We start from the raw sequence: 23,334 nt of genomic DNA, 5'->3' as shown, positions 1-23,334 counted from the left end.
TCCCCGCTAGAGCCTGCGAAGTCCACTGAGCACCCTTTCCAGCAAGTTGACATCCGGGCGGCCGGCATCCAGCTGCGGCTGGTGCACGCGTACCAGTCCCTCTGCCGCCATGTCGGCGATCAGCACCCGCACCACCCCCAGCGGGATGTGCAGCAGGGCCGAGACCTCGGCGACCGACCGCACCTGACGACACAATTGGGAAATCGCTTGATATTCAGGGGTTATGTGGGAGAACTCCCGGTGCTCCGCCGTCGCCGACGACACCAGCGCCTCCATCGCCAGCTTCACCCTGGGCGCCGTCCGCCCGCCGGTGACGGCGTAGGGGCGCACCGGCGACGCCGGGTCGGCCTGCGACCGGGGCGGGGAGCCTGGCTCCCAGCCGCCGCTGTTCCACCGCGGATCCGTCACCGGCATCACCTGGTCTGAGCCGCGCGCAACTCCGCACGCACCGCGGGCGTGAGCACCTGCCCCGCCCGGTCCACCATCAAGGTCATCTGGTACGCCACCAGTCCCATGTCGCAGTCGGGAGCGGCGAGCACCGCCAGGCAGGAGCCGTCCGAGATCGACATGATGAGCATCAGCCCCCGCTGCATCTCGACAATGGTCTGCGCCACCCCGCCGCCCTCGAAGACACGCGCGGCTCCCTGGGTCAAGGACACCAAGCCGGACGCGATCGCGGCGAGCTGGTCGGCCCGGTCCGCGGGAAATCCGGACGAGGCCGCCAGCGGCAGCCCGTCCGAGGACACCACGACCGCGTGGGCCACGCCCGGCACCGTACTGACGAAGTCGGTGATCAACCAGTCCACGCCGCGCGCGGCATGGCTCAGCTCACTCATATGCGATCATCCTCGCCTGTCTGATCGGTCCTGCCGTTGCTGCCGCCGAAGGTGGTTCCCCCGGACGGGTTGCCGCCGAACGCCGGGCTCGGCGGCGGCGCCGGTGCGGAGGCCCGGCCGCCGGTGATGTCCTCGCGCGCCGCCCGGAAGCCCTGCTGGAAGCTCGACAGCCGGGTACGCGTCCGGTCGGGAGAGACGGCCGGCACCGGCGTGACGCCCTTGGGCGCGGACGCGGTCTCGGCCGAGCCGGGCACCAGGTTCGCCTTGGGCACCCGTTTGGGCAGCCCGGCCGCCGTCGAGCCGTCGCGGACCGGTTCCACCGCGGCCTGCGCCGCCGACCAGCCCTCGTCCGCCTTGGGCGAGCTCCAGCTCGAACCGCCGCGCTCGAACCAGGCCGACTCCACCGCGGCGTAGATCGGCAGGTAGTCGTCCCCGTTGGAGGAGCCGGAGCCGACCGCGGGGAGCGGGCCGGTGGACCCTTCACTGCCGGGGAACTCGTACTTCGGCCGCTCCGGCGGGTCGATCCGCTCGCCGTAGGCGTAGCCCATGGGCCGCTGGTGGTCGGGCGCGCCGCGGCGGGGCATCTGGTTGCCGCCGTTCCAGCCGGGCGTGCGCGGGGGCATCCAGTCGTTGGTCTCGTACGGGCCGCCGCCGCCACCGCGGGTCGGCTCCGGCCAGCCGCCGTCGGACGGCCAGGGCGGGGCCGGCCAGACGGAGCCGCCGTCGGGACCGGAGGGGAACGACGGGTGTCCCGGGCCCATCGGGAAGACGTTGAGCGGCATCGGCGCGGCCTGCGGTCCGGTGTACGGCTCGCTCTGGCCGCCGCCGGACGCCCCGGTGAGCGCCGGCGACCCGGAAAGCAGCGACTCGGGGATGAGCACCATCGCGGTGAGCCCGCCGGAGGCGTGCGGGCGCAGCTGCACCCGGACGCCGTGCCGGTGCGCCAGCCTGGCCACCACGTACAGGCCCATCCGGCGCGACACCGCCACGTCCATGCCGGGGGTGTCCGTCAGCCGTTCGTTGGCCTGGGCCAGTTCCTCCTGCGTCATGCCGATGCCGGAGTCGGTGATCGACAGCATCACGCCGCCGCCGTCGATCCGGCTGCCCGACAGCGTCACCCGGGTCTCGCGCGGGGAGAACGACAAGGCGTTCTCGACCAGCTCCGCCAGCAGGTGGATGACGTCGTTGACGGCCTGACCGGCGATCGACACCCCGTCGGGCACCTGGAGCACCACGCGCTCGTAGCCCTCGACCTCCGACAGCGAGGCACGGGCCACGTCGACGAGCTTGACCGGCTGGCTCCACCGGCGCGGCGGGTCCTGGCCCGCCAGGACCAGCAGGTTCTCGGAGTTGCGGCGCATGCGGGTGGCCAGGTGGTCCAGCTTGAACAGGTTGGCCAGCCGCTGCTCGTCCTGCTCGCCCTGCTCCAGCCCGTCGATCAGGGTGATCTGCCGTTCCACCAGCGTCTGGCTGCGCCGCGACAGGTTCACGAACATCGCGTTGACGTTGGCGCGCAGCCGCGCCTCCTCGCCCGCCAGCCGCACCGCCTCGCGGTGCACCTCGTCGAACGCCCGCGCCACCTCGCCGATCTCGTCCTCGGTCTTGACCCCGATCGGCGCCACCGGGGCGGTCGTCGCGTCACCGCTGTCGCGCAGCGTGCGCACGGTCTGCGGCAGGCGGTGGTTGGCCACGTCCAGCGCCTCCCGGCGCAGCCTGCGCAGCGGCCTGATCAGCGAGCGGGCGATGAGGGAGATGATGGCGAGCACCACGACCAGCAGGATCATGATGAGCACGGCCGAGATGAGGGCGGACCGGTTGGCCCCGTCCTCCAGCTGGCGGGCGCGCAGGATGACGGAGGAGGCGAGGGTGGTCTCCACCTTGCGCATCGCGTCGATCTTGCCGGTGCTCACGTCGAACCAGGTGTCGACGTCCTTGGCCGGGTTGGTGCCGATGCTCAGCGGCTTGCTCTGGGCCGACTGGGCGATGGCCCGCAGCCGGAACAGGTCGGTCTGGTCGATGTCCTGGCCCACGACCAGGTTGCGGAAGAGTTCGAGCTGGTCCTGCGTGGCCAGCGTGGCGAAGAGCGTCTGCTCGCTCTCCTCGCGGGCCTTGGCCGCGGTGAGGGAGTCCAGCTCGCCGGCGTCGAAGCCCCTCTTGTCCAGCGCGCTGGCCAGGATGCCGCGCTGCCTGGACGCCTGCTCCTTGGCCCGCGCCATCGCCGCCATGGCGCCCGCGGTGTGCGCCACCACGTCGTCCACGGCGACCTGGCCGAGCTGGTCGTGGAACTGCACGATGGCCGCGTTGATCTGGGAGTACTTCGAGATCGTGGGCAGCGGCTGGATCTTGCCCTCGACGGCGGTGTCGCGCAGCGCCCGGATCTCCTCCAGCCGGCGCAGCACGGGGCGCACCGCGTCGCCGTGCGTGTCGTTGACGGCCTCGGCCCGCCGCCTGGCCTCCGCGATCAGGTCGTCGACCTCGTCGTGCAGGCCGCGTAACTGCGGTTCGCGCACGTCCGGCCGGCCCTTGGCGATGTAGAGAGCCGTCGCGTCCCGCTCGGCGCCGAGCGCGTGGGTGACGGCGCCCAGCGACTCGCTCAGCTCGGCGACCTCGCGCAGGGTCTGGTACGTGTTCGCGTCACGGAGTGAGGTGATCACGTTCAGGCCGCCCAGCGCCACGGCCACGGCCGTGGGCACCACGATGAGCGCGACCAGGCGTGATCGCACATGCCAGTTGCCCAGGCGGAACCTGCTCGCTGAAGGCTTGGCCTGAGGTCGGTTTAGATGGCCGTGCGGCTCGCGGTCAACGGAAGCTACAGCACCCTGCGTACTCACTGCCTTCGCTACCTCTCGCCCCGGAGGGAATCTCGATGACCATGCATGGATTGCAGGAGGGCTCAATGACTATCGAGATGAGGGCCATTCGAGCATGGGATCCAATCGTCCCCGACTAATGCGACACGATTACCGGACCGTCTCATCGCACAGCGAAATAGACGGTCTGCTCACAGCTCGGATCAGCCGATCATCGAACGCATCACCAGTATCGGGAACCCACGGATCACCTCCTTCACCACCCGGCCCAGGCCCCTCAACCCGGGTCAAGCTGGCGAAAGCACGAAGATTGTCAATTGTTCAAGCCAATCACCACGATAGAACGTCAAACTCGCAATGCAACCACAAGTGTTATTTTCGCGATGACAGACGACCATCTGGTGCTACCGTCAGTGCTTGTTGCGTGTCAGGCGCACCTCCCGCGAGAAACAGACCACCCCCCTACCTTCCGGCTCCGTCTTACCGTGCGAAGGGAGTCCCCGACATGAGGCTTGGCCGTCCCAGCAGGGCCGCCATCATCGGGTTGGCCCTGGCGCTTGGCATCACCGCGTGCAGCGGTGACACCGCCAACACCAGCGCGCCGACCTCGACCGCTGCCGCCAACGGCGGCTTGGAGAAGACCGAGATCAAGGTCGTCGGCCTGCCGGCCATCGACACGGCCGCCCTGTACGTGGCCATCGATCAGAAGCTGTTCGAGAAGGAGGGGCTCAAGGTCACGCCGCAGATCGTCCAGTCCTCCCCGGAGGCCATTCCGATGCTCCTGAATGGCGAGATCGACGCCATGTTCGGAAATTACGTCTCCATGTTCCAGGCCCACGACCAGGGCGCGCTGAAGCTGCGGATCCTGGCCGAGGGCTCACGCGCGGCCCCGGATTCCCTGAGCATCATGGCTTTACCTGATTCGCCGATCAGGTCGGCGCAGGACCTGGAAGGCAAGACGATCAACGTGAACGTCCTGCACAATTTCCAGGAGCTGGCGCTCACCCAGGTTCTTAAGGCCAATAATGTCGATCCGAAATCAATCAAGTACGTCCAGGTGACGTTCCAGAACATCATGCCCGCCTGGCAGAAAGGCCAGATCGACGCCGCCTATCTGGGCGAGCCGATGGTGACCGCGGCGACCTCGCAGATGGGCGCCCGAAAGATTCTGGACCCGGCCTCCGGCCCCGCCGCCGAGTTCCCCATCTCCGGGTACGTCAGCACCCAGGAGTGGTACGAGAAGAACCCGAAGACGGCGGCCGCCTTCCAGCGGGCGCTGCACAACGCCGCCAAGCTGATGGAGGGCAACCGCGAGCTGGTCGTCGACGTACTGCCGAACTTCACCCAGATCGACAAGGCCACCGCGGCCACCGTGACGTTCCCGTACTTCTCCAGCTCCGACAACCCGGTGCGGCTGCAGCGGGTGGCCGACTGGATGGTCGAGGCCGGCTGGCTCGGCAAGGACATCGACGTCGCGTCGCTGATGTCGCCCACCACCTCGGGGTGAGCACGCCCGTACTGACCCGTTCACCGTTGGCGCGCCCCCGGTCCTCCCGGTGGGCGCGCCGGGTGACGGGTGCGCTCGCGTTCGTCGCGCTGGTGGAGCTCGCCGGGCGGGCCGGACTGGCCGAGTTCCTGCCGCCCGCCTCCGAGATCCTCCAGCGCGCCGGCGCCCTCCTGTTCGACCCGGGCTTCCGCGCGCACGCCGGCACGAGTGTGCTCGCCTGGGCGATCGGGCTGGCTGTCGCGGCGCTCGTCGCGGTGCCGCTCGGGGTGCTGTTCGGCAGCGTCCCGGTGATCGACGCCGCCACGCGGGCGATCGTGGAGTTCCTGCGGCCCATCCCGTCCGTGGCGCTGATCCCGCTGGTGGCGCTGCTCATCGGCACCGGGCTGCAGCTCCGCATCACCCTGGTCATCTACGCCGCCGTCTGGCCCATCCTCTACAACACGATGTACGGCCTGCGCGGCGTCGACCCGGTGGCCAGGGAGTCGCTGCGCTCCTACGGCTTCGGCCGGCTCGCGGTGCTGTGGTGGGTGTCGCTGCCCTCGGCGGCGCCGTTCATCATGACCGGGTTCCGGCTGGCCACCGGGGTGGCGCTCATCCTGACCGTGAGCACCGAGATCGTGGCCGGGCGGGGCGAGGGCATCGGCGTGTTCATCTACTTCGCCGGCATCGCGGTGCCCGCCAGGATGGACGACATCCTGGCCGGGGTCGTCTGGGTGGGCCTGTTCGGGGTGGCGGTCAACGCCCTGCTGGTGGCGGCCGAACGGCGGCTGTTCCGGTGGCACCACGCGCGGGTGGGAGGCGGCACATGACGCGGCTGGGCAGGGCGCTGGGCCGGTGGCTGCTGCTGGTCGTGCTCGTCATCGTCTGGGAGATCGCGACCAGGGCGGCGGGCAGCGCGTTCTTCCCGCCGCCGTCCACGATCGTGACCCGGATGCACGCCATGTGGTTCTCCGGGCCGCCCGGCAGGTTGTTCCTGACCGACCAGGCCGTGGCGGACATCCTGCCGAGCCTGGGCAGGATGGCCGGCGGGCTGGCCGGGGGCGCCTTCGCGGGGATCCTGCTCGGGCTGGCGCTCGGATTGTCCTCCCGGGCCTACGACTATCTCGACGGGGTCCTGCAGTTCCTGCGGGCGATCCCGCCGCCGGCGCTGGTGACGGTCTTCCTCGTGGTGTTCGGCTTCGGGCTGCGGATGCAGCTGGCCTTCATCATGTTCAGCATCGTCTGGCCGGTGCTGCTCAACACCGCCGACGGCGCCCGCGCGGTCGAGCCGCTCTATCTGGACACCGGCCGGGCCTTCCGGCTGTCGCGCAGGGAGCGGGTGCTGCGCATCGTGCTGCCCGCCGCGCTGCCGAAGGTGTTCGCCGGGCTGCGGCTGGCGCTGTCGCTGTCGCTGATCGTCACGGTCTTCTCCGAGCTGCTGCCCGGCACCACGAACGGGATCGGGTTCCAGCTGACGGTCGCGTACTCCATGTTCAACCTGCCGGCGATGTGGGCCGGGATCGTGCTCCTGGGCATCCTCGGCTACCTGCTGAACGAGCTGTTCCTGGTGGCCGAGCGCCGGGTGCTGGGCTGGCACCACGCGCGCGAGACGGCCGGCACGTGAAGCCGTCAGCGCACCAGGACGGTGCGGACGTCCAGCTTGTCCTCCGTGTACGCGTGCCGCAGCATCAGGTCGGCCACCCGCTGCAACTGGGCGGGGTCCGTCCGCACGGGGAAGCGGCCGAGCGCGATCTGCCCGGCCGTCACGGGCCCGATCTTGGTGTAGGCGGGCAGCACCGCCATGACCTCGTCCCTGCTCCTCGCGGCCAGCCGCTGCGCCTCGCCGACGGCCCGCCGGAAGCCCGCGAGCGCCTCCGGATGCGCCGCGGCCCACTCGTCGGTCACCGCCCAGCCCGCGACCGGCAGGTCCACCAGGTCGCCCGTCATGGTGTCGGCCAGCGGCCGGAACCCCTGCCGTCCCTCTGCGGCCGTGATGAACGGCTCGTTCATCCAGGCCGCGTCACCCTGCCCGCTCAGCAGCGCGTTGGCCATCTCGGGGAACGGCTTCTCCACGTACGTCACGTCGTCGCCGCCGACCCCGGCCCGGCGGAGCGTCTCGCTGACGGCCAGCGTGCCGATGTTGCGCAGGCTGTTGACCAGGACGGTCTTGCCCTTCAGCCCTGCCACGTCCTTGATCGGCGAGTCCTTGGGGACCATGAGCAGGAACGCCTGCGGCCCGGCATGGTAGAGATCCGCGACGATCTTGACCGGTTCGCCGTGCGACGCGGCCAGGAACGCCGACACGTAGTTCGTCATCGTGATGTCCAGCGCGCCGCTCTCGATCTGCGGCAGCGCCGTCGCGCCGCTCTGGACGATCACCGGCTCGACCGTGAGCCCTTCCTGCCGGAAGAAGCCCTTAACATTGGCGATATACAACGGCGCCGCGTCGGGAATGGGCAGCACGCCTACTTTGAGATCGGTCTTTTCCGCTCTCTTTCCGCCCGGCGGGGCCAGCCCGGCCGCGCCGCAGGCGGCCAGCGCCACGGCCGCGGCCAGGGCAAGAAAAACGGCGTGACCTCGGACAATGCGTGACATCGGAGTCGCTCCTGCACGGTGTGTCATGACAGCGGTGAAGCGTACCCGCAGCCCATCGCGACAGAATGCGCCTTTAGCATTTGCAACCAATGAGGCCTTCGGTAGAGTCGCCGTGTTATCTCTGGACTCGCCCTAGGAAAATCACTTTGCTTGAGATAGAAAACCTCACACACATCTACGGAGAAGGCGGGCCCAACGCGCACCACGCCATCGACAAGCTCAACCTGAGCGTCGCCGAGGGCGAGTTACTGTGCATCGTCGGCCCCTCCGGATGCGGGAAGTCCACGCTCCTCCGGTCCATCGCCGGTCTGATCACGCCGACGGGCGGCCAGATCAAGGTCGACGGCGAGCTGGTCAGGCAGACCCCCGACAACCTGGCCGTGGTGTTCCAGGACTACAGCCGGTCCCTGTTCCCCTGGATGTCGGTGGCCGACAACGTGGCGCTGCCGCTGCGCCGCAAGGGCATGGACCGCAAGCGCCGCCGTGAGGCCGCGGCCGAGGCGCTGGAGTCGGTGGGGCTCTCCGACGCGGGGCGCAAGTACCCGTTCCAGCTCTCCGGCGGCATGCAGCAGCGGGTGGCGATCGCCCGCGCGCTGGCCTACCGGCCCACCCTGATGCTCATGGACGAGCCGTTCGGCTCGGTCGACGCGCAGACCCGCGAGGACCTCGAGGACCTCGTGCTGAAGGTGCGCGGGCATCACAAGATGACGATCGTGCTGATCACCCACGACATCGACGAGAGCGTGTACGTGGGCGACCGCGTGGTGGTGCTGTCCAAGGCGCCCGCGCACGTGGTGGGCGACCTCCAGGTCGATCTGCCGTCGCCGCGCGACCAGATCAACACCCGTGAGCACCCCGACTTCGTCCACCTGCGCGCCGAGGTCGGCCGCCTGGTCCGCGGCCAGCCGGTGGCCCACTGACGGCCGCGCCGGGCAGGGGCGCGTCCGGAGACGCGACGGCCGCCGTCCGGGATCGGGCGGCGGCCGTTCTCCTGTCCGGAGTCAGGCGGGCGCGTGCATGTGGCGCGAGAGCGCGTGCTCGACCAGCGTGATCAGGGTCGACTTCACCGAGTCCCGGACGCGGGCGTCCAGCCGGACGATCGGGGTCTGCGGGCCGATCGACAGCGCCTCGCGCACCTCTTCCTCGGAGTGGGCGAACTGCCCGTCCCAGCCGTTGATGCCGATGACGAACGGCAGCTTGGCCTCTTCGAAGTAGTCGATGGCGGGGAAGCTGTCGGCCAGCCGGCGGGTGTCGAGCAGCACGACCGCGCCGATGGCGCCTTTGACCAGGTCGTCCCACATGAACCAGAACCGGTGCTGACCGGGCGTGCCGAACAGGTAGAGGATCAGGTCGCGGTCGAGCGACACGCGGCCGAAGTCCATGGCGACCGTGGTGGTCGTCTTGTTCGGGGTGAGCGACACGTCGTCGACGTGGGCCGACGCGTCCGTCATCACCGCCTCCGTGGTGAGCGGCAGGATCTCGGACACCGCTCCCACGAACGTCGTCTTGCCCACGCCGAACCCGCCCGCCACGACGATCTTCGTCGAGGTCAGGGCCGGGCTAGAGCCTGCGAAGTCCACTGAGCACCCTTTCCAGCAGGTTGAGGTCCGGCTTGCCCGCGTCCAGGGCAGGCTGGTGCACGCGGATCAGGCCTTCTGACGCCATGTCGGCGATCAGCACCCGGACCACCCCCAGAGGTTGCTTTAAGAGGGCGGAGATCTCGGCAACCGACCGGACGTTACGGGTCAGTTGGATGATCGCCTGATATTCCGGACTCAGCATTGAAATGTCTTGGTATTCGGACGTCACGGAGGACACCAGCGCCTCCATGGCGAACTTCATCCGCGGGGCAGTTCGCCCCCCGGTCACGGCGTACGGCCGCACCAGGGAGCTGGACTTCGGCGGACGGGGCGCCGACGGATGCGGCGGAGTGTTGCTATCACCAGCCCAACCCTGACCTGACACCATGATCTCCTGTCACCGCCCGGCTAGCGGGGGCGGGCCGCCTGCAGTTCCGCGCGTACGGAAGGTGTCAGCACCTGCCCCGCCCGCTCGACCAATAGCGTCATCTGGTAGGCCACCAGGCCCATGTCACAGTCCGGCGCGGCCAGGACGGCCAGGCAGGAGCCGTCGCTGATCGACATGATCATCAACAGTCCGCGCTGCATCTCGATGACGGTCTGGGTCACCATCCCGCCCTCGAACACCCGGGCCGCACCCTGGGTCAGGCTGATCACGCCCGAGGCGACCGCGGCGAGCTGGTCGGCCCGGTCCTTCGGAAAGCCCTCCGAGTAGGCCAGCGGCAGGCCGTCGGACGACACCACGACGGTGTGCGCGACGCCCGGCACGTTGTTGACGAAATCAGTGATCAGCCAGTTGATGCCACGCGCTCCCTGGCTCAACTCTCTCATTGCTCCTCCTCATTCACATCTCCGCGGGTGAACGCGCGGCCTTGCCGTACACCTTGCTGGAAACTCGACAGCCGGCTCCGCAACCGCTCGGGAGAGATCTGCGGCGGCGGCGACGTGACCGCGGGTTCGGCCAGGCTGGCCGTACCCGGCACCAGGTTCGCCTTGGGCACCCGGCGGGGCAGGCCGGATGAGGTGGTGCCGCCCTGCGCGGGCTGGGCCGCCGCCTGGGCGGCCTGCCAGCCGCTGTCGGCGGGCGAGGACCACGACGCGCCCGCGCCCGACTGGCCGGGCGTGCGCTGCGGCAGCGCCTGCTTCTCCTGCACCACCGCGTGCTGGGCCGTCTCCGCCTCCTCCACCGGGGCGACGGGCCGGTACTCCGGCTCGCGCGGCTGGGAGTACTCCGACTCCGGCCGCCTGAACCAGTCGGACCCGACGGAGGAGAAGATCGGCAGGAACTCCTCGCCCTGCTCCTCGATGGGCGAGTTGCGCACCACGGGCAGGGGGCCGGTCAGATCCTGCGAGGAGTACTCGCCGGGCCCGAACGGGTCGTAGGAGCCGTTGGACGGGTAGGACTGGGCGGCCTTGACCGTCTCGGCGAAGGAGGGCCAGCGCTGCTCCACGCCGAAGGACTGGGCCGGCTGCTCGCCGAAGGGCGCCCGCGGCTCCGGGTCGCCGAAGGACCCCCAGCGCGGCTCCTCCCGCTGCGGCTGCTGCGGCGGCGGCTCGGTGGCGAAGGACGGCCACCGGCCGTCGTCGCGCCGGGCCGAGGGGTCCTCGGCGAACGACGGCCAGCGCGGCTGGTCCTGCTGCGCGACCGGCTCCTCCGCGAACGACGGCCAGCGCGGCTCGGCGGCCTGGGCCGCCTGGGCGGCCGACGGGTCCTCGGCGAACGACGGCCACCGGGGCTCCTCCGCCTGGACCGGGGGCTGCTCGGCGAACGACGGCCAGCGCGGCTCGTCCTGCTGCGCGGCGGCGGGCTGCTCGGTGAACGGCGGCCAGTCCTGCTTGCCCGGCTCCGGGTAGGACGGCCAGCTGTCACCGCCGGGCGCCGGGATGTTGCCGGGCCACTGGGTGTCGAGCGGCGCGTTCTCGTTGCCCCGGACGTCTCGCGTCTCCATCGAGACGGACGACGATGGCGGGAAGCCCGAGCCGTTGGCCGAGGCGGCGGCGGAGTCGAACTTGCCCGGGTCGAAGCTGGTGAACGCGTCGTACTGGGAGCGCTGCTGCGGCACCGAGCCCTGACCGCCGATGAGCAGCATCGCGGGCAGCAGCACCATCGCGCTCAGGCCGCCGCGCTCGCGCTGCTTGAGCTGGACGCGGACGCCGTGGCGCAGGGCCAGGCGGCCGACCACGAACAGGCCCATGCGCCGCGAGACCGCGACGTCCACGACCGGCGGGTTGGCCAGGCGCCAGTTGGCCTGGGCCAGCTCCTCGGGGCTCATGCCGATGCCCTGGTCGTTGATCGTCACCAGCACGCCGCCCTCGGCGGGCTGGCTGCTGACCTGGACCTTGCTCTCACGCGGGGAGAACGAGATGGCGTTCTCGATCAGCTCGGCGAGCAGGTGGACGGTGTCGGTGACGGCCGGGCCCGCGACCTGGACGCCCGACGGGATCTGGATCTGGACGCGCTCGTAGTTCTCCACCTCGGACAGCGAGGCGCGGGCCACGTCGACCAGCGGAACCGGCTCGCTCCACTTGCGCGCGGCCTCCTGGCCGGCGAGGACCAGGAGGTTCTCGCTGTTGCGGCGCATGCGGGTGGCCAGGTGGTCCAGGCGGAACAGGTTGGCGAGCCGCTGCTCGTCCTCCTCGCCCTGCTCCAGACCCTCGATGAGCTGCAGCTGCCGCTCGACCAGCGTCTGGCTGCGGCGGGAGAGGTTGACGAACATCGCGTTGACGTTGGCGCGCAGCTTGGCCTCGTCGCCGGCCAGCCGGATCGCCTCGCGGTGGACCTCGTCGAAGGCCCGGGCCACTTCCCCGATCTCGTCCCGGGTGTCGATGCCGATCGACGGGACCTCGGGGATCTGGGCGCCCTCGCCGCCTTCCCGCAGGACGCGGACCGTCTCCGGCAGCCGGGTGGCGGCCACCTGGAGGGCCTCGGCGCGCAGCCGGCGCAGCGGGCGGACCAGCGAACCTGCCACCCGGCTGGTGATCACCAGGACGAGGAGGAGCAGGATGAGGATGGTCGCGCCGGAGATGATGGCGTTGCGCTGCTCGGCGTCGCTCAGCTCCCTGGTCTGGGTCACGACCTTGGTCGCCAGGCCGTCTTCGACCTTGCGCATGGCGTTGCCCGCCAGCAGCGTGCTCTCGTACCAGAGGTTGAGGTCGCGCCGGGTGGTGACGTCGAGGTCGCGGATGCTGGAGTACTCGCGCAGCTGGGCCAGCGCGCGCTGGCGCATCGCGTCGGCGCGGTCGATCTGCGGGCCGCGCATGGCCTGCCGGTAGGCGAGCTGGTCGGCCTGGCTCGCCTCCTGCTCGAACCGTTCGAGCTCCGACTGCTGCCGGTTCCAGGAACCCAGGAAGTCGGACAGGTCGTCGTAGTCCAGCTTCCGCTCGACCAGGGCCACGACCAGGATGCCCTGCTGGCGGGAGACCTCTTCCTTGGCCCGCTGGAGCGCCGTCAGCGCCGCGACGTCACCCTGCAGCAGGTCGTCGCCGATGCCGGCGCCGAGGCCGTTCTGCAGGTTGGCCAGCACCTCGATCATGGTGGAGAAGGTGCTGATCGACGCGCGGGGCGGGACGTTCGTGCCGGTCATCGAGTCGCGCAGGCCGTCGAGGCCGTTGAGCCAGCGCCGGATGTTCTCGGCGTCCGAGCGCACGCGCGCCGGGTGTGAGGCGTCGATGGCGGTGGCCGCCTCGATCACCCGTGCCTTGGCGGTATCGACCGTTCCACGCTGTGTGCGTAGCTGGGCGAGGCGCCCGGCGCGGCGGCGGTCGGAGATGTACCAGGCGGTGAGCGTGCGCTCCTTGCCCAGCTCGTGCGCGAGCGCGCCGACGCGCTGCGCGAGCTCGGCGACCTGGGTCACCCGCCGGTACTCGGTGCTGGTGCCGATGGCGCTCGCGAGCTGCAGACCCGCGAGCAGCACGCCCACGACGGTGGGGATGAGAATCAGCGCCACCAGCCTCGAGCGCACGCGCCAGTTGGCCAGCCGGAAACGTCCGCCTGTGTTGTCCCCCGGCCTCGTGTGCTTGGGGTTTTCCGTCCTCACTGACTCTCGCTACCTCTCGCCGTACGTGCTCGAAAAATCAGACACGCGTGTGGCGCATGGGAATGTGCTGGGCTGGGTAATTGGAACACACTCCGTACCAGATCGGCCAACCGAACATATCCCATCAAACGCGCCCAAAGGGGGACTTTGGGCGACATTCTGCCGCACGCGGATTCATGCTGGCCTGAAGGAGTCCCGCTCCGCGGGAGCCGCGTGTTTGATCATGAGGTGACGCGTCACCGCGTACTCCTGGACCGCCTCCTGGCTCATGTCCTTGCCGAACCCGCTGCCCTTGACCCCGCCGTGCGGCGCCTCGCTGGCGATCGGCAGATGGTCGTTCACCCAGGTCACCCCCACGTCCAGACGGTGGGAGACGCGCATCGCGCGGGCCACGTCGCGTGACCACACCGACGAGGCCAGACCGTAGCGGGTGTCGTTGGCCAGCCGGACGGCCTCGTCCTCGCCGTCGAACGGCAGGGCGACCAGGACCGGCCCGAACAGCTCGCCCTGGACGATCTCGCTGTCCTGTGCGACATCGGTCACAAGAGTGGGCGGGTAGAAGAAGCCCGGCCCGGCCATCGGCGCGCCGCCGTGCGCGATCCGTCCGCCGGAACGTGCCACGAAGCCGTGCACGCGCTCGCGGTGCGCTTCGGAGATCAGCGGGCCGATGTCGGTCGCCGGGTCCCACGGGTCGCCGGCGGTGATTTCGGCAAGAGTTGCCCGCATCGCCTCCACGGCGTCGTCGTAGACCTCGCGCGCCACGTACACGCGGGTGGCCGCGGTGCAGTCCTGGCCGGTGTTGTACGTGGCGCCCAGGGCCACGCCGTGCGCCATCTCGGCCAGGTCGGCGTCCTCGAAGACCAGCGCCGGCGCCTTGCCGCCGAGCTCCAGGTGCACGCGCTTGAGCGTGGCGGCGGCGCCGGTCATGACCGCCCGGCCGGTGTCGGTGGAGCCGGTGACGCTCACCATGTCGACGCCCGGGTCGGTGACCAGCGCCTGGCCGACCTCGGCGCCGCCGGTGACGGTCTGCACGAGCCCGGCGGGCGCGCCCGCCTCGGCGAACAGCTCGGCCAGCCGGAGCGTGGTGCGCGGCGTCTGGGGCGCCGGCTTGATCACCACGGCGTTGCCCGCGGCGACCGCCGGACCGACCTTCCAGACGGCCATGACCAGCGGGAAGTTCCATGGCGCGATCGACCCGACCACCCCGACGGGGCGGCGCAGCAGCACCGAGGTGTAGCCGGAGCTGAAGACCCCGGCGCCGGTGCCGTCGAGCGAGCGGGCGGCCCCGGCGAAGAACCGCAGGTTGTCGGCGAGGAAGGGCAGCTCGCCGTCCCTGAACACGGCCGCGGGCTTGCCGGTCTCCTCGACCTCCAGCCTGGTCAGCTCCTCGGCCTCGGCCTCCACCAGGTCGGCCACCTTGAGCAGCAGCCTCGCCCGCTCGGCGGGCGTGGCCTCCGCCCACTCCGCGGAGGCCGCGCGGGCCCGCCTGACGGCGGCCTCGACGGCCTCCACGGGAGTGTCGGGCACCTCGGCGCAGACGGTGCCGGTGGCCGGGTTGATCAACGTACGCATGAACTTACTTCCTTGCTGGCCCGGGCCGCCTCAGCTGCGCCCGAACTCCTCGATCAGGTCGGCGGCCTTGCGCAGGCCGTCGCGGCGGCGGATCTCCTCGCCGGCGGCGGCGAGCCCGGCCCGCAGCTCGGCGTCGCCGAGGAGGCGGTCGAGCGCCCCCGTCAGCTCCTCGTCGGTGAACGTGTAGGTCGAGAGCCTCACACCGTAGCCCAGTTCGTCCACCCGCTGGGCGTTGTCGTACTGGTCCCAGAACAGCGGCAGCAGGATCATCGGCTTGCCGAAGTGGAGCGCCTCGGTGGTGGTGTTGTTGCCGCCGTGCGTGATGACCAGGTCACACTGCGGGATGATCTTCGTCTGGGGCAGGAACTCGGCGCCCCACATGTTCTCGGCGAGCTTGATCTCCTCGTGCAGCGGGCCCTTGGAGACGACGTACTGGTGCGGCGTGGTCCCCAGCACGTCGATCACCCGCTGCATCAGCCCCACGTCGGCCGAGCCGAGCGAGCCGAGCGAGAAGTAGACCAGCGAGGCGCCCTCGCGGCGCTCGAAGGGCAGCTCGAAGTCCTCGTCGGTCTCGCGCACCGAGGAGTCGAGCCGGTGCCAGGTCGGGCCCAGCGGGCGGGCGTCGGTGTAGTCCAGGATCTCCGGGTACACGTAGAGGTTCAGGCCGCCCTCGTGGATGAAGTCGAGCTCGGGCAGCGGCTCGGTGCCCTGCTCGACGCACCACTCGTTGTAGGCGCTCCACAGCTCGCGGTGGGTGCGGTCGTACTCGGCCCGGAAGGCATCCCACTCGGAGCGGTCGTCGGCGGGCAGGCCGGAGAAGACCGGCGGGATGTTCTCGCCGCGGACCTCCAGCGGGTTGCAGGAGACGATGCGGACGAACTTCTTGCCCGCGGTCTGCAGCGCCGGGAACGTGAGCACGTTGTCCTCGACGATGACGTCCGGCTGGACCCGCTCGATGATCTGCTTGAGCTGCGGCTCGCAGTACTTGGCGCCGTCGATCAGCTCCTTCCAGATCGGGGCGGTGACGGTCTCCAGCTGCTCGCGGGTGCTCTTGCGGTATTCAGGCGCGGTGTCGCGGATGAAGTCCTTCCAGAACTGGCCGGCGTCCTGCTCCTCCTCCGCCGGGGGCGCGAGGTCGACCAGGTCCTCCTCGAACCCGAGCGCCTCCAGCTTGCCCTTCCAGGACGCCTCGGCGGCGAAGACCACCCGGTGACCCCGGCGGCGCAGGATGTCGCCGATGCCCGCGCTGTTGTTGGTCGGGCCGTAGGCGCTCTCCGGCATGAACAGGATGGTGAGAGACATGAGCACTCCGCGGAAACTAGCCTTTTGAAGGGGAATTCAAATACGCATCTGGCGTGAAGGTCAACTTCAGGGCACTATGGTCACGAGTTCCTGAATGTATACCTAACTTTGGGAAGCGAAGGCGAAGATGGCCCAGCGCAAGAGCCGCAGTGACCGGCGCATCGACCTGATCGAGGCGGCGCGTCGGGCCATCATCCGGCACGGCATCGACCGGGTGCAGCTCTCGCACGTCGCCGAGGAGGCCGGGCTGACCTCCGGGGCGGTGCTCTATCACTACCCCGACCTGAGCGAGCTTCTCGTCGAGGCGCAGCACGCGGGCATGGAGCGCTTCTACGAGCAGCGCCTGCGGCAGATCGCCGCGCTCACCGACCCGGTGGCCAAGCTGGTGCTGACGATCCGCTCGGGGCTGCCGACCGGTCCGCTCGACCCGGAGGTGCGGCTGCTCAACGAGATGGGCGGCGCCGCCGGCCGCAACCGCGTCTACGGGGTGCTGCTCACCTCGCTGTACGACCGGCAGGTGTCGATGTACCAGTCGATCCTGGACACCGGGGCGGCGCTGGGCGTCTTCAGGCTCACGACCGACACGCTGACGATCTCGCGCAACCTGGTCGCGCTGGAGGACGCGTACGGCTACCGCATCACCGCGAGGCACCCGCTCATCGGCCCGGACGAGGCCGTCGAGCTGATCCTGTCGTACGCGCGGACGGTGACGGGCAACGACCTGGTTCATTGATCCACCGGGATGATGACCGCCTCGTCGGCCTGCCAGTCGAGCCGGACCTCGGCGCCGGGCCGCACCTGGCCGGCGCCCTGCACGGCCACCAGCACGGGCTTGGCCCGGCCGGGGACCTCGACCGAGACGTGCGAGACGCCGCCGTAGAAGCTCACGTCCAGGACGGAGCCCTTGAGCCCGTGTGACGCCTCGGCGTCGACGAGCTTGACCCGCTCGGGCCGGACGGCCAGCAGCGCCTTGACGCCCTGCTCCAGGCCCTGCGCGGGGGTGCCGGGCAGCACGCCGAAGCTCTCGGTCTCCAGCTCGTCCTTGGCGCCGACCGTGCCCTCGAACAGGTTGTTGGCGCCGACGAAGTCGGCCACGAAGCGGGTGCTCGGCCGCTCGTAGAGCGCGATCGGCTCGTCCACCTGGCGCACCTTGCCGCTGTCGAACACCGCGATGCGGTCGGCCAGCGACATGGCCTCCTCCTGGTCGTGCGTGACGACCACGAACGTGATGCCGACCTCGTGCTGCAGCCGCTTGAGCTCCAGCTGCATCTCGGCGCGGACCTTCTTGTCCAGCGCCGACAGCGGCTCGTCCAGCAGGAGCAGGCGCGGGCGCTTGACGATGGAACGCGCCAGCGCGACGCGCTGGCGCTGGCCGCCGGAGAGCTGGTTCGGCTTGCGGCCGGCCAGCGCCGACAGCCCCACCGTCTCCAGCACCTCGCCGACGCGCTGCTTGATCTCGGCGCGCGGGAGCTTCTCGCGCTCCAGGCCGTAGGCGACGTTCTTGGCCACGGTCATGTGCGGGAACAGCGCGTACGACTGGAACATCAGGCTGATGGGCCGCCGGTTCGGCTGCTTGCTCAGCAGGTCCTCGCCGTCGAGCGTCACGGTGCCGGCGTCGGGGGTCTCGAACCCGGCGATGATGCGCAGCAGTGTGGTCTTGCCGCAGCCGGAGGGGCCGAGGAGGGCGAAGAACTCGCCCTGGCCGATCTCCAGCGAGACGCCGTCCAGCGCGGTCACGTCACCGAACCTGCGGGTGACCCCGTCAATCTTGAGCACGCGGGCCCCTTTCCCCGATCTTGGTCATGCGCTGCCCGGCGATCACCGCCGTGAAGCTCACCAGGAGCAGGATCGCGGCCAGCGCGTTGATCTTCGGGGTGACCCCGAAACGGATCATCGAGTAGATGACGATCGGCAGCGTCTGCTCGGTGTTGCCGATCGTGAAGTAGGCGATCACGAACTCGTCCAGCGACAGCGTGAAGGCGAGCAGCGCGCCCGCCACGATGCCGGGGGTCAGCTGGGGCAGCGTGATCTTCATGAAGGTGGTGACCGGTCCTGCGCCGAGGTCGCGTGAGGCCTCCTCCAGGGAGGTGTCCGCGCCGGTGAGCCGGGTGCGCACCACCGCCGCCACGAACGCCATCGAGAACAGCGCGTGCGCCAGGACCGCCGAGTACAGCCCGAGCGTGAGCTGGATCAGCCCGTAGAAGAGCAGCAGCCCGATGGCGAGCACCAGGTCGGGCAGCACGGCCGGCATCAGCGCCAGCGCGTCCAGGGTCTTGGACCGGGAGTGGCGGGCCAGGCCGACGGCCAGCATCGTGCCGAGCACGGTGGCGATCACGGTCGAGCCGGTGGCCACGATGAGCGTGTTGACCAGGCCGTTCATGACCCGCTCGTCGCCGGCCAGCTCGCCGTACCACTCAAGGCTGAACCCCTCGTAGGTGTACGCCGAGTCGCCGGAGTTGAACGACATCACGACCAGGACCACGATCGGCGCGTACAGGAACACGTACGTCGCCCAGAAGGGGATGTGCAGCCATCCGGATCTACGCACGGCGCGTCACCCACGCCTGCACGACCAGGAGCACGACGAGCACCGCGATGACCGCCAGCGCCAGCGTCGAGCCGAAGGGCCAGTCGCGCGCCGACAGGAACTGGTTGCGGATCAGGTTGCCGACCATGGCCGACTTGCCGCCGCCGAGCATCTCGGGGATGACGAAGTTGCCGAAGCTCGGCACGAACACGAACAGGCAGCCGGTCAGCACGCCCGGCACCGTCAGCGGCAGCGTCACCTTCCGGAAGGTGGTCAGCGCCGACGCGCCCAGGTTGGCCGACGCCTCACGCAACTGCGGGTCGAGCTTCTCGATGGAGGCGTACAGCGGCAGCACCATCAGCGGCAGGTACGAGTAGAGCAGGCCGAGCACGACCGCGCCCCGGTTGTAGAGCAGCTCGTACGGCCCGAGCCCGAACGCCTGCAGCCAGCCGTTGATCAGGCCTTCCGGGCTCAGCAGGATGATCCAGGCGTAGACCCGGATGATGAAGTTCGTCCAGAACGGCAGCACGATCGCGACCAGCGCGACCGTCTTCCACTTGTTCGGCAAACGCGCGATCATGTAGGCCGTCGGGTAGCCGAGCAGCAGCGCGATCAGCGTCGCGAGACCCGCCATCTGCAGCGAGTCGACGACCACCCGCAGGTAGAGCGAGTCGAACAGGCGGGTGAAGTTCTCCGTCGTGAACTCGTAGATCACCCCGCCGAAGCGGCCGCGCTGGAACACCGTGTAGCTGAGCACCAGCGCCAGCGGCACCAGGAGCAGCACGGTCAGGTAGGCGAGCCCCGGTGCGAGGAACACGAACGCGCCCAGCCGGCGCCCTCGGGAGAGGGACACCGGCCGGACTTCTTGCTTGTCCTTCACACCTATTCGGCCTTGATCTCTTCCGCCATGCGGGTGTACTTGGTGCTGGCCTGGCCGATGTCGATGATCGCCTCACCGTTCAGCAGCTCGGCGGGCTTGATGCCGAGCAGCGAGCCGGGAGCGATCTGGACCTTGTCCATGGCCGCCTTGTTCGGCACCTTGTAGTTGATGTTCTCGGCCGCCCAGCGGTGCACGTCCGGGCTGAGGATGTAGTTGATGAAGGCGTGCGCGGCCTCCTTGTTCTTGGAGGTCTTCAAGATCACCATGGTGTCCACCCAGAGGTCGCTGCCCTCCTTCGGCACGGTGAACTTGATGTTCTGCTTCTCGTCCGTGGTGGGGCACCAGCCGTCCCAGGCCTCGACCATGACGGCCTCGCCCTTGATCAGCCGGTCACCGAAGGTGAGGTCGTCGTAGGCCAGCAGGTGCGACTTGGCCTCCAGCAACAGCTCCTTCATCTTGTTGATCTCGTCATCCTTGTCGGTGTTGACCGAGTAGCCGAGCGACTTGGCGGCGGGCAGGGCCAGCCAGCGCTCGGTGGTCATCATGGTGACCTTCTTCTCGGCCCAGGCCGGCGGCTTCAGGATGTCGTTCCAGCTCGTCGGCTCCTTCTTCACCAGGTCACTGCGGTAGCAGATGCCGGTGGTGCCCCAGGTGTAGGGAACCGAGATCTTGTTGCCCTTGTCGTAGGCGAGCTGGGTCGCCTCGGGGTAGAGGTTGGCGAGGTTGGGGATGAGCTCGGCGTGGATCGGCTCCAGCAGGCCCTGCTCGCCGAGCGCCTGGGCGTACTGTCCTGAGACGAACGCCACGTCGATGCCGCTGTCGCCGCCGGCGGTCAGCTTGGTCATCGCGACCTCGTTGGTCTCGTGCAGCGTCACGTTCAGGTCGGCGATCTTCAGGTCGCGCTTGACCATGTCCTGCAGCTCTTTGGGGGTGTAGCCGTCCCAGACGGTGACCGTGAGCGACTGCTTCGTCAGGTCCGCGTTCGGGTCGAGCTGTGCTGCTGCCTGCGTCGCGGTCTCTGCGCTGTCGGTCGATCCGCCGCCGCACGCCGCGACGGCGAGAGCGAGGCCGGCCGCCACCGCGGCAGCCGGAAGACGACGGGTGAACCGGGTACGGATCACGGCCGCTACTCCTTTAGATGTGCGTTGTACGGGGGTCGCGCGACCATCCGGGCACGGCAGACCAGACCAGGAGTGTTGCAGCAGAAATCAACATGAGCAAGACTTTGACGGACATTGCTACCTGGAAGTTTGATCTAAGTGTTGAACTCGGATTCAATTTGGAACCGGCTGCTGTCTCTCGGTGAGAAGCCGCTCACGGACCGGGATCGCGGTCTCACAGCCGCCCTGCTGGGCATGTTGGAAGGCGAGGTGCCGCCGTCCTTCGAGGTACGGCGCTTCCTGCCGCTGCCCAGCCTCTCGTACGACACGCCCGGCTGTCACATCGGGGTGCCCGCGGAGCGGGATTTCGGGCCGCATGTCGATCAGACGAACTACTCGGTCGTGGTGGGCGAGCGCGTCGTCGTGAAATGGCTCACACCTCCGGTCCCGCTGCCCCATCCGGCCCTGGACGTCCTCCCCCATCTGGCCCGCACCGGCTTCCCGCACACCGCCCCGCCGTACGCCGCGCTGCTGGCCGGTTCCCGGCTGCTGGCATTGGTCACCGGCTACCTCCCGGACGCGACCGACGGCTGGACGTGGTGCGTGGACGCCGCCGAGTCCGCCGACACCGCCTTCGCCCCGATCCTGGGCACCCTGGCGGCCGACCTCCACCTGTCGCTCGCCACCCTGCCCGGGGAGCCGCCGGCCGAGGGCCAGGACTACGCGCGGCGAGCCGGGGACGCGCTCGACGAGGCCCTGGTGCTGACCGACGGCCCCGACGGCGCCTGGCTGGAGAGCGTGGCCGACCGGCTGCGGGCCGAGCTGACGCCGCCGGCCACCGGCGCCCCGCTCATCCGCGTCCACGGCGACCTGCACGTCGGCCAGATCCTGCGCTGGCGCGACGGCTACGCGGTCATCGACTTCGACGGCAACCCCACGGTCAGCGGCGCCGACCCGTACCAGCCCGCGGCCCGCGACGTCGCCCAGCTCACCACCAGCATCGAGCACGTCGCCCAGGTCGCGATCAAGCGCCGCGGCACCGCGCCGGAGCCGGCCGCCCAGTGGGCCGCCGAGGCCAAGGCCCGCATGCTCGACGCCTACGACCGCCGCCTGGCCGAGCACGGCCGCGCCGACCTGCTGGACACGTCCATGATCCGGCCCTTCGAAGTGGAGCAGGAGTGCCGCGAGCTGATCTACGCCGCGCGCCACCTGCCCCGCTGGCGGTACGCCCCGATGGGCGTGCTGCGCACCTGGATGGAGAACCTGTGAATCCCGAACTGTTCCTGGCCGACCTGGAGGCCAAGCCCGCCGCTCTCGCCGAGCTGGCCGGGTCGCTCGACGCCGCGGACCCGTTCGCGGGACTGCCCGACGGCATCGGGCGGGTGCTGTTCCTCGGCATGGGCAGTTCCCGGTACGCCGCCGGCGTCGCCGCGCTGCGCCTGCGCGCCGCCGGGGTGGACGCCTGGGCCGAGTACGCCTCCGCCGCCGCGACCTTCCCGCCGGATCCCCGTACGCTGGTCGTCCCGATCTCGGCGACCGGCGGCAGCCGGGAGACGCTGGACGCGGTGGCGCGCTACGCGGGCGGACCGTCGTTCCTGATGGCGCTCACCAACGCGGCCGACTCCCCGCTCGCCCAGGCCGCCGGGCTGGTGGTCCCCATGCGGGCGGGCGAGGAGCGCGGCGGGGTGGCCTGCCGCACCTTCCAGCACACGCTCGCGCTGCTCCTCGCCCTGGAGTCACGCCTCACCGGAGCGGACCGGGACGTGGCCGGGCTGGTCCGGCGCGCCGCCGAGGCCACCGCCGACCTGCTGGACCGGCGCGACGCCTGGCTCCCGCAGGTGCTGGAACTGCTGGACGGGCCGCACGGCGTCTACGCGATCGCGCCGGCCGAGCGGCTCTCGTCGGCGGAGCAGTCGGCGCTCATGGTGCGCGAGGGGCCGCGCCGGCAGGCCGACGCCTGCGAGACGGGCGACTGGGCGCACGTGGACGTCTACCTGACCAAGACGCTGTCCTACCGGGCGCTGCTCTTCCCCGGCTCCGGCTACGACGAGCAGGCGATGGACTGGGTGCGGCAGCGAGGCTCCACGGTCGTCGCCGTCGGCGGCGAGGTGAAGGACGCGGCGGCCGCGGTGCGGTACGCGCACGACGACGAACCGGACGTCCGCCTGCTGACGGAGACCCTGGTGGCGGAGCTGGTGGCGGCCCACTGGTGGTCGGCCCCGTCGCGGTGACCCCGGCTCAGTAGGCGGAGCGGACCGTCAGGGCGTGCTCCACCAGCGTGATGAGGGTCGACTTGACCGCCTCGCGGCTGCGGGCGTCCGTGCGGACCATCGGGATGTGCGGCGCCAGCGTGAGCGCCTCCCGCACCTCGGTCTCCACGTGCGGGAACTGCCCGTTCCAGCCGTTGAGCGCGACCACGAACGGCAGCTTGGCCTCTTCGAAGTAGTCGATGGCCGGGAAGCTGTCGGCCAGCCGGCGCGTGTCGACCAGCACGACCGCGCCGATGGCGCCCTTCACCAGGTCGTCCCACATGAACCAGAACCGGTGCTGGCCCGGGGTGCCGAACAGGTAGAGGATCAGGTCGCGGTCCAGCGACACGCGGCCGAAGT

Annotated in this window: 21 protein-coding genes and 1 pseudogene; 7 read left to right on the top strand and 15 right to left on the bottom strand. The window is 70.0% G+C overall.

Annotation, left to right across the window (positions count from 1 at the left end; translation table 11 throughout):
* Positions 1–6 precede the first annotated feature (6 nt).
* The 3 genes from ACGFI7_RS41410 to ACGFI7_RS41400 are packed head-to-tail and all read right to left on the bottom strand — an operon-like array spanning position 7 to position 3,559.
* Complete coding sequence (locus ACGFI7_RS41410; protein ID WP_393415232.1) at positions 7–414, bottom strand: DUF742 domain-containing protein; 408 nt, start codon at positions 412–414, stop codon at positions 7–9.
* A complete protein-coding gene (locus tag ACGFI7_RS41405; protein ID WP_393415229.1) occupies positions 414–836 on the bottom strand; it encodes a roadblock/LC7 domain-containing protein in 423 nt (140 codons plus the stop codon). Before ACGFI7_RS41405 ends, ACGFI7_RS41410 begins: the two co-directional genes overlap by 1 nt.
* Positions 833–3,559: a nitrate- and nitrite sensing domain-containing protein gene (locus ACGFI7_RS41400; RefSeq protein ID WP_393415227.1), complete on the bottom strand. Its 2,727-nt coding sequence runs from the start codon at positions 3,557–3,559 to the stop codon at positions 833–835. Before ACGFI7_RS41400 ends, ACGFI7_RS41405 begins: the two co-directional genes overlap by 4 nt.
* Before the next feature lie 592 nt (positions 3,560–4,151).
* On the opposite strand from ACGFI7_RS41400, the gene ACGFI7_RS41395 reads away from it, so the two are divergent.
* The 3 genes from ACGFI7_RS41395 to ACGFI7_RS41385 all read left to right on the top strand — a co-directional run bounded on the left by ACGFI7_RS41395 (position 4,152) and on the right by ACGFI7_RS41385 (position 6,756).
* On the top strand, positions 4,152–5,153 hold the full coding sequence (locus ACGFI7_RS41395; protein ID WP_393415224.1) for an ABC transporter substrate-binding protein: 1,002 nt from the start codon (positions 4,152–4,154) through the stop codon (positions 5,151–5,153).
* Between the two features lie 62 nt (positions 5,154–5,215).
* Positions 5,216–5,962: an ABC transporter permease gene (locus ACGFI7_RS41390; protein ID WP_393415221.1), complete on the top strand. Its 747-nt coding sequence runs from the start codon at positions 5,216–5,218 to the stop codon at positions 5,960–5,962.
* Entirely contained in the window at positions 5,959–6,756 is a 798-nt protein-coding gene (locus tag ACGFI7_RS41385; protein ID WP_393415218.1) for an ABC transporter permease, read from the top strand. Before ACGFI7_RS41390 ends, ACGFI7_RS41385 begins: the two co-directional genes overlap by 4 nt.
* A gap of 5 nt (positions 6,757–6,761) precedes the next feature.
* On the opposite strand, the gene ACGFI7_RS41380 is transcribed toward ACGFI7_RS41385, so the two are convergent.
* Positions 6,762–7,727, bottom strand: a complete 966-nt coding sequence (locus ACGFI7_RS41380) for an ABC transporter substrate-binding protein (RefSeq protein WP_393415215.1) — start codon at positions 7,725–7,727, stop codon at positions 6,762–6,764.
* A 146-nt stretch (positions 7,728–7,873) separates the two neighbouring features.
* Here ACGFI7_RS41380 and ACGFI7_RS41375 point away from each other — a divergent pair, with 146 nt between their 5' ends.
* Positions 7,874–8,647 carry an ABC transporter ATP-binding protein gene (locus tag ACGFI7_RS41375; protein WP_393415212.1) on the top strand — a complete coding sequence of 258 codons (774 nt, stop codon included), beginning with the start codon at positions 7,874–7,876 and terminating at the stop codon, positions 8,645–8,647.
* Between the two features lie 81 nt (positions 8,648–8,728).
* On the opposite strand, the gene ACGFI7_RS41370 is transcribed toward ACGFI7_RS41375, so the two are convergent.
* From ACGFI7_RS41370 to ACGFI7_RS41345, 6 genes and pseudogenes are all read right to left on the bottom strand, one after another.
* The gene (locus tag ACGFI7_RS41370; RefSeq protein WP_393415209.1) at positions 8,729–9,307 is read right to left on the bottom strand and encodes an ATP/GTP-binding protein; all 579 of its coding nucleotides are present in this window, start codon (positions 9,305–9,307) and stop codon (positions 8,729–8,731) included.
* On the bottom strand, positions 9,288–9,695 hold the full coding sequence (locus ACGFI7_RS41365; protein ID WP_246640375.1) for a DUF742 domain-containing protein: 408 nt from the start codon (positions 9,693–9,695) through the stop codon (positions 9,288–9,290). The genes ACGFI7_RS41370 and ACGFI7_RS41365 overlap by 20 nt, the downstream gene beginning before the upstream one ends.
* Positions 9,696–9,715: 20 nt before the next feature.
* Positions 9,716–10,129, bottom strand: a complete 414-nt coding sequence (locus ACGFI7_RS41360) for a roadblock/LC7 domain-containing protein (RefSeq protein ID WP_393415259.1) — start codon at positions 10,127–10,129, stop codon at positions 9,716–9,718.
* Between the two features lie 5 nt (positions 10,130–10,134).
* On the bottom strand, positions 10,135–13,254 hold the full coding sequence (locus ACGFI7_RS41355) for a nitrate- and nitrite sensing domain-containing protein (RefSeq protein WP_393415205.1): 3,120 nt from the start codon (positions 13,252–13,254) through the stop codon (positions 10,135–10,137).
* Between the two features lie 264 nt (positions 13,255–13,518).
* Positions 13,519–14,919: pseudogene (locus ACGFI7_RS41350) on the bottom strand (aminobutyraldehyde dehydrogenase); the annotation flags it as partial.
* Positions 14,920–14,946: 27 nt separating this feature from the next.
* Positions 14,947–16,218 (bottom strand): glycosyltransferase, encoded by a 1,272-nt coding sequence (locus ACGFI7_RS41345; RefSeq protein ID WP_393415202.1) that lies wholly within the window; start codon positions 16,216–16,218, stop codon positions 14,947–14,949.
* A gap of 127 nt (positions 16,219–16,345) precedes the next feature.
* On the opposite strand from ACGFI7_RS41345, the gene ACGFI7_RS41340 reads away from it, so the two are divergent.
* Positions 16,346–16,951 (top strand): TetR/AcrR family transcriptional regulator, encoded by a 606-nt coding sequence (locus ACGFI7_RS41340; protein WP_393415199.1) that lies wholly within the window; start codon positions 16,346–16,348, stop codon positions 16,949–16,951.
* Here the strand turns inward: ACGFI7_RS41340 and ACGFI7_RS41335 are convergent.
* Genes ACGFI7_RS41335 through ACGFI7_RS41320 form a run of 4 tightly spaced genes read right to left on the bottom strand, consistent with a single transcriptional unit; the run spans position 16,945 to position 20,746 of the window.
* Positions 16,945–17,994, bottom strand: coding sequence for an ABC transporter ATP-binding protein (locus tag ACGFI7_RS41335; protein WP_393415196.1), 1,050 nt, complete (start codon positions 17,992–17,994; stop codon positions 16,945–16,947). The genes ACGFI7_RS41340 and ACGFI7_RS41335 overlap by 7 nt on opposite strands.
* A complete protein-coding gene (locus ACGFI7_RS41330) occupies positions 17,981–18,766 on the bottom strand; it encodes an ABC transporter permease (RefSeq protein ID WP_393415193.1) in 786 nt (261 codons plus the stop codon). The genes ACGFI7_RS41335 and ACGFI7_RS41330 overlap by 14 nt, the downstream gene beginning before the upstream one ends.
* Complete coding sequence (locus ACGFI7_RS41325; protein ID WP_393415190.1) at positions 18,759–19,598, bottom strand: ABC transporter permease; 840 nt, start codon at positions 19,596–19,598, stop codon at positions 18,759–18,761. The genes ACGFI7_RS41330 and ACGFI7_RS41325 overlap by 8 nt, the downstream gene beginning before the upstream one ends.
* 29 nt (positions 19,599–19,627) lie before the next feature.
* Complete coding sequence (locus ACGFI7_RS41320) at positions 19,628–20,746, bottom strand: spermidine/putrescine ABC transporter substrate-binding protein (protein WP_393415187.1); 1,119 nt, start codon at positions 20,744–20,746, stop codon at positions 19,628–19,630.
* A gap of 234 nt (positions 20,747–20,980) precedes the next feature.
* Here ACGFI7_RS41320 and ACGFI7_RS41315 point away from each other — a divergent pair, with 234 nt between their 5' ends.
* Positions 20,981–21,994: a hypothetical protein gene (locus tag ACGFI7_RS41315; protein ID WP_393415184.1), complete on the top strand. Its 1,014-nt coding sequence runs from the start codon at positions 20,981–20,983 to the stop codon at positions 21,992–21,994.
* Positions 21,991–22,956 carry an SIS domain-containing protein gene (locus ACGFI7_RS41310; protein ID WP_393415181.1) on the top strand — a complete coding sequence of 322 codons (966 nt, stop codon included), beginning with the start codon at positions 21,991–21,993 and terminating at the stop codon, positions 22,954–22,956. The genes ACGFI7_RS41315 and ACGFI7_RS41310 overlap by 4 nt, the downstream gene beginning before the upstream one ends.
* Before the next feature lie 7 nt (positions 22,957–22,963).
* On the opposite strand, the gene ACGFI7_RS41305 is transcribed toward ACGFI7_RS41310, so the two are convergent.
* On the bottom strand, positions 22,964–23,334 hold a 371-nt coding region (locus tag ACGFI7_RS41305; RefSeq protein ID WP_393415179.1), incomplete at its 5' end, for an ATP/GTP-binding protein.

The organism is Nonomuraea sp. NPDC048826 (genome assembly GCF_043198225.1).
Taxonomy (GTDB): Bacteria; Actinomycetota; Actinomycetes; order Streptosporangiales; family Streptosporangiaceae; genus Nonomuraea.
The sequence above is the reverse complement of the archived record's forward strand: the minus strand, read 5'-3'. Positions and strand labels throughout refer to the sequence as shown.

Coding starts and splice junctions, on each gene's coding strand:
- ACGFI7_RS41380 (WP_393415215.1), bottom strand. CDS start 7,727: ATGTCACGCATTGTCCGAGGTCACGCCGTTTTTCTTGCCCTGGCCGCG.
- ACGFI7_RS41405 (WP_393415229.1), bottom strand. CDS start 836: ATGAGTGAGCTGAGCCATGCCGCGCGCGGCGTGGACTGGTTGATCACC.
- ACGFI7_RS41385 (WP_393415218.1), top strand. CDS start 5,959: ATGACGCGGCTGGGCAGGGCGCTGGGCCGGTGGCTGCTGCTGGTCGTG.
- ACGFI7_RS41410 (WP_393415232.1), bottom strand. CDS start 414: ATGCCGGTGACGGATCCGCGGTGGAACAGCGGCGGCTGGGAGCCAGGC.
- ACGFI7_RS41365 (WP_246640375.1), bottom strand. CDS start 9,695: ATGGTGTCAGGTCAGGGTTGGGCTGGTGATAGCAACACTCCGCCGCAT.
- ACGFI7_RS41340 (WP_393415199.1), top strand. CDS start 16,346: ATGGCCCAGCGCAAGAGCCGCAGTGACCGGCGCATCGACCTGATCGAG.
- ACGFI7_RS41345 (WP_393415202.1), bottom strand. CDS start 16,218: ATGTCTCTCACCATCCTGTTCATGCCGGAGAGCGCCTACGGCCCGACC.
- ACGFI7_RS41315 (WP_393415184.1), top strand. CDS start 20,981: ATGTTGGAAGGCGAGGTGCCGCCGTCCTTCGAGGTACGGCGCTTCCTG.
- ACGFI7_RS41395 (WP_393415224.1), top strand. CDS start 4,152: ATGAGGCTTGGCCGTCCCAGCAGGGCCGCCATCATCGGGTTGGCCCTG.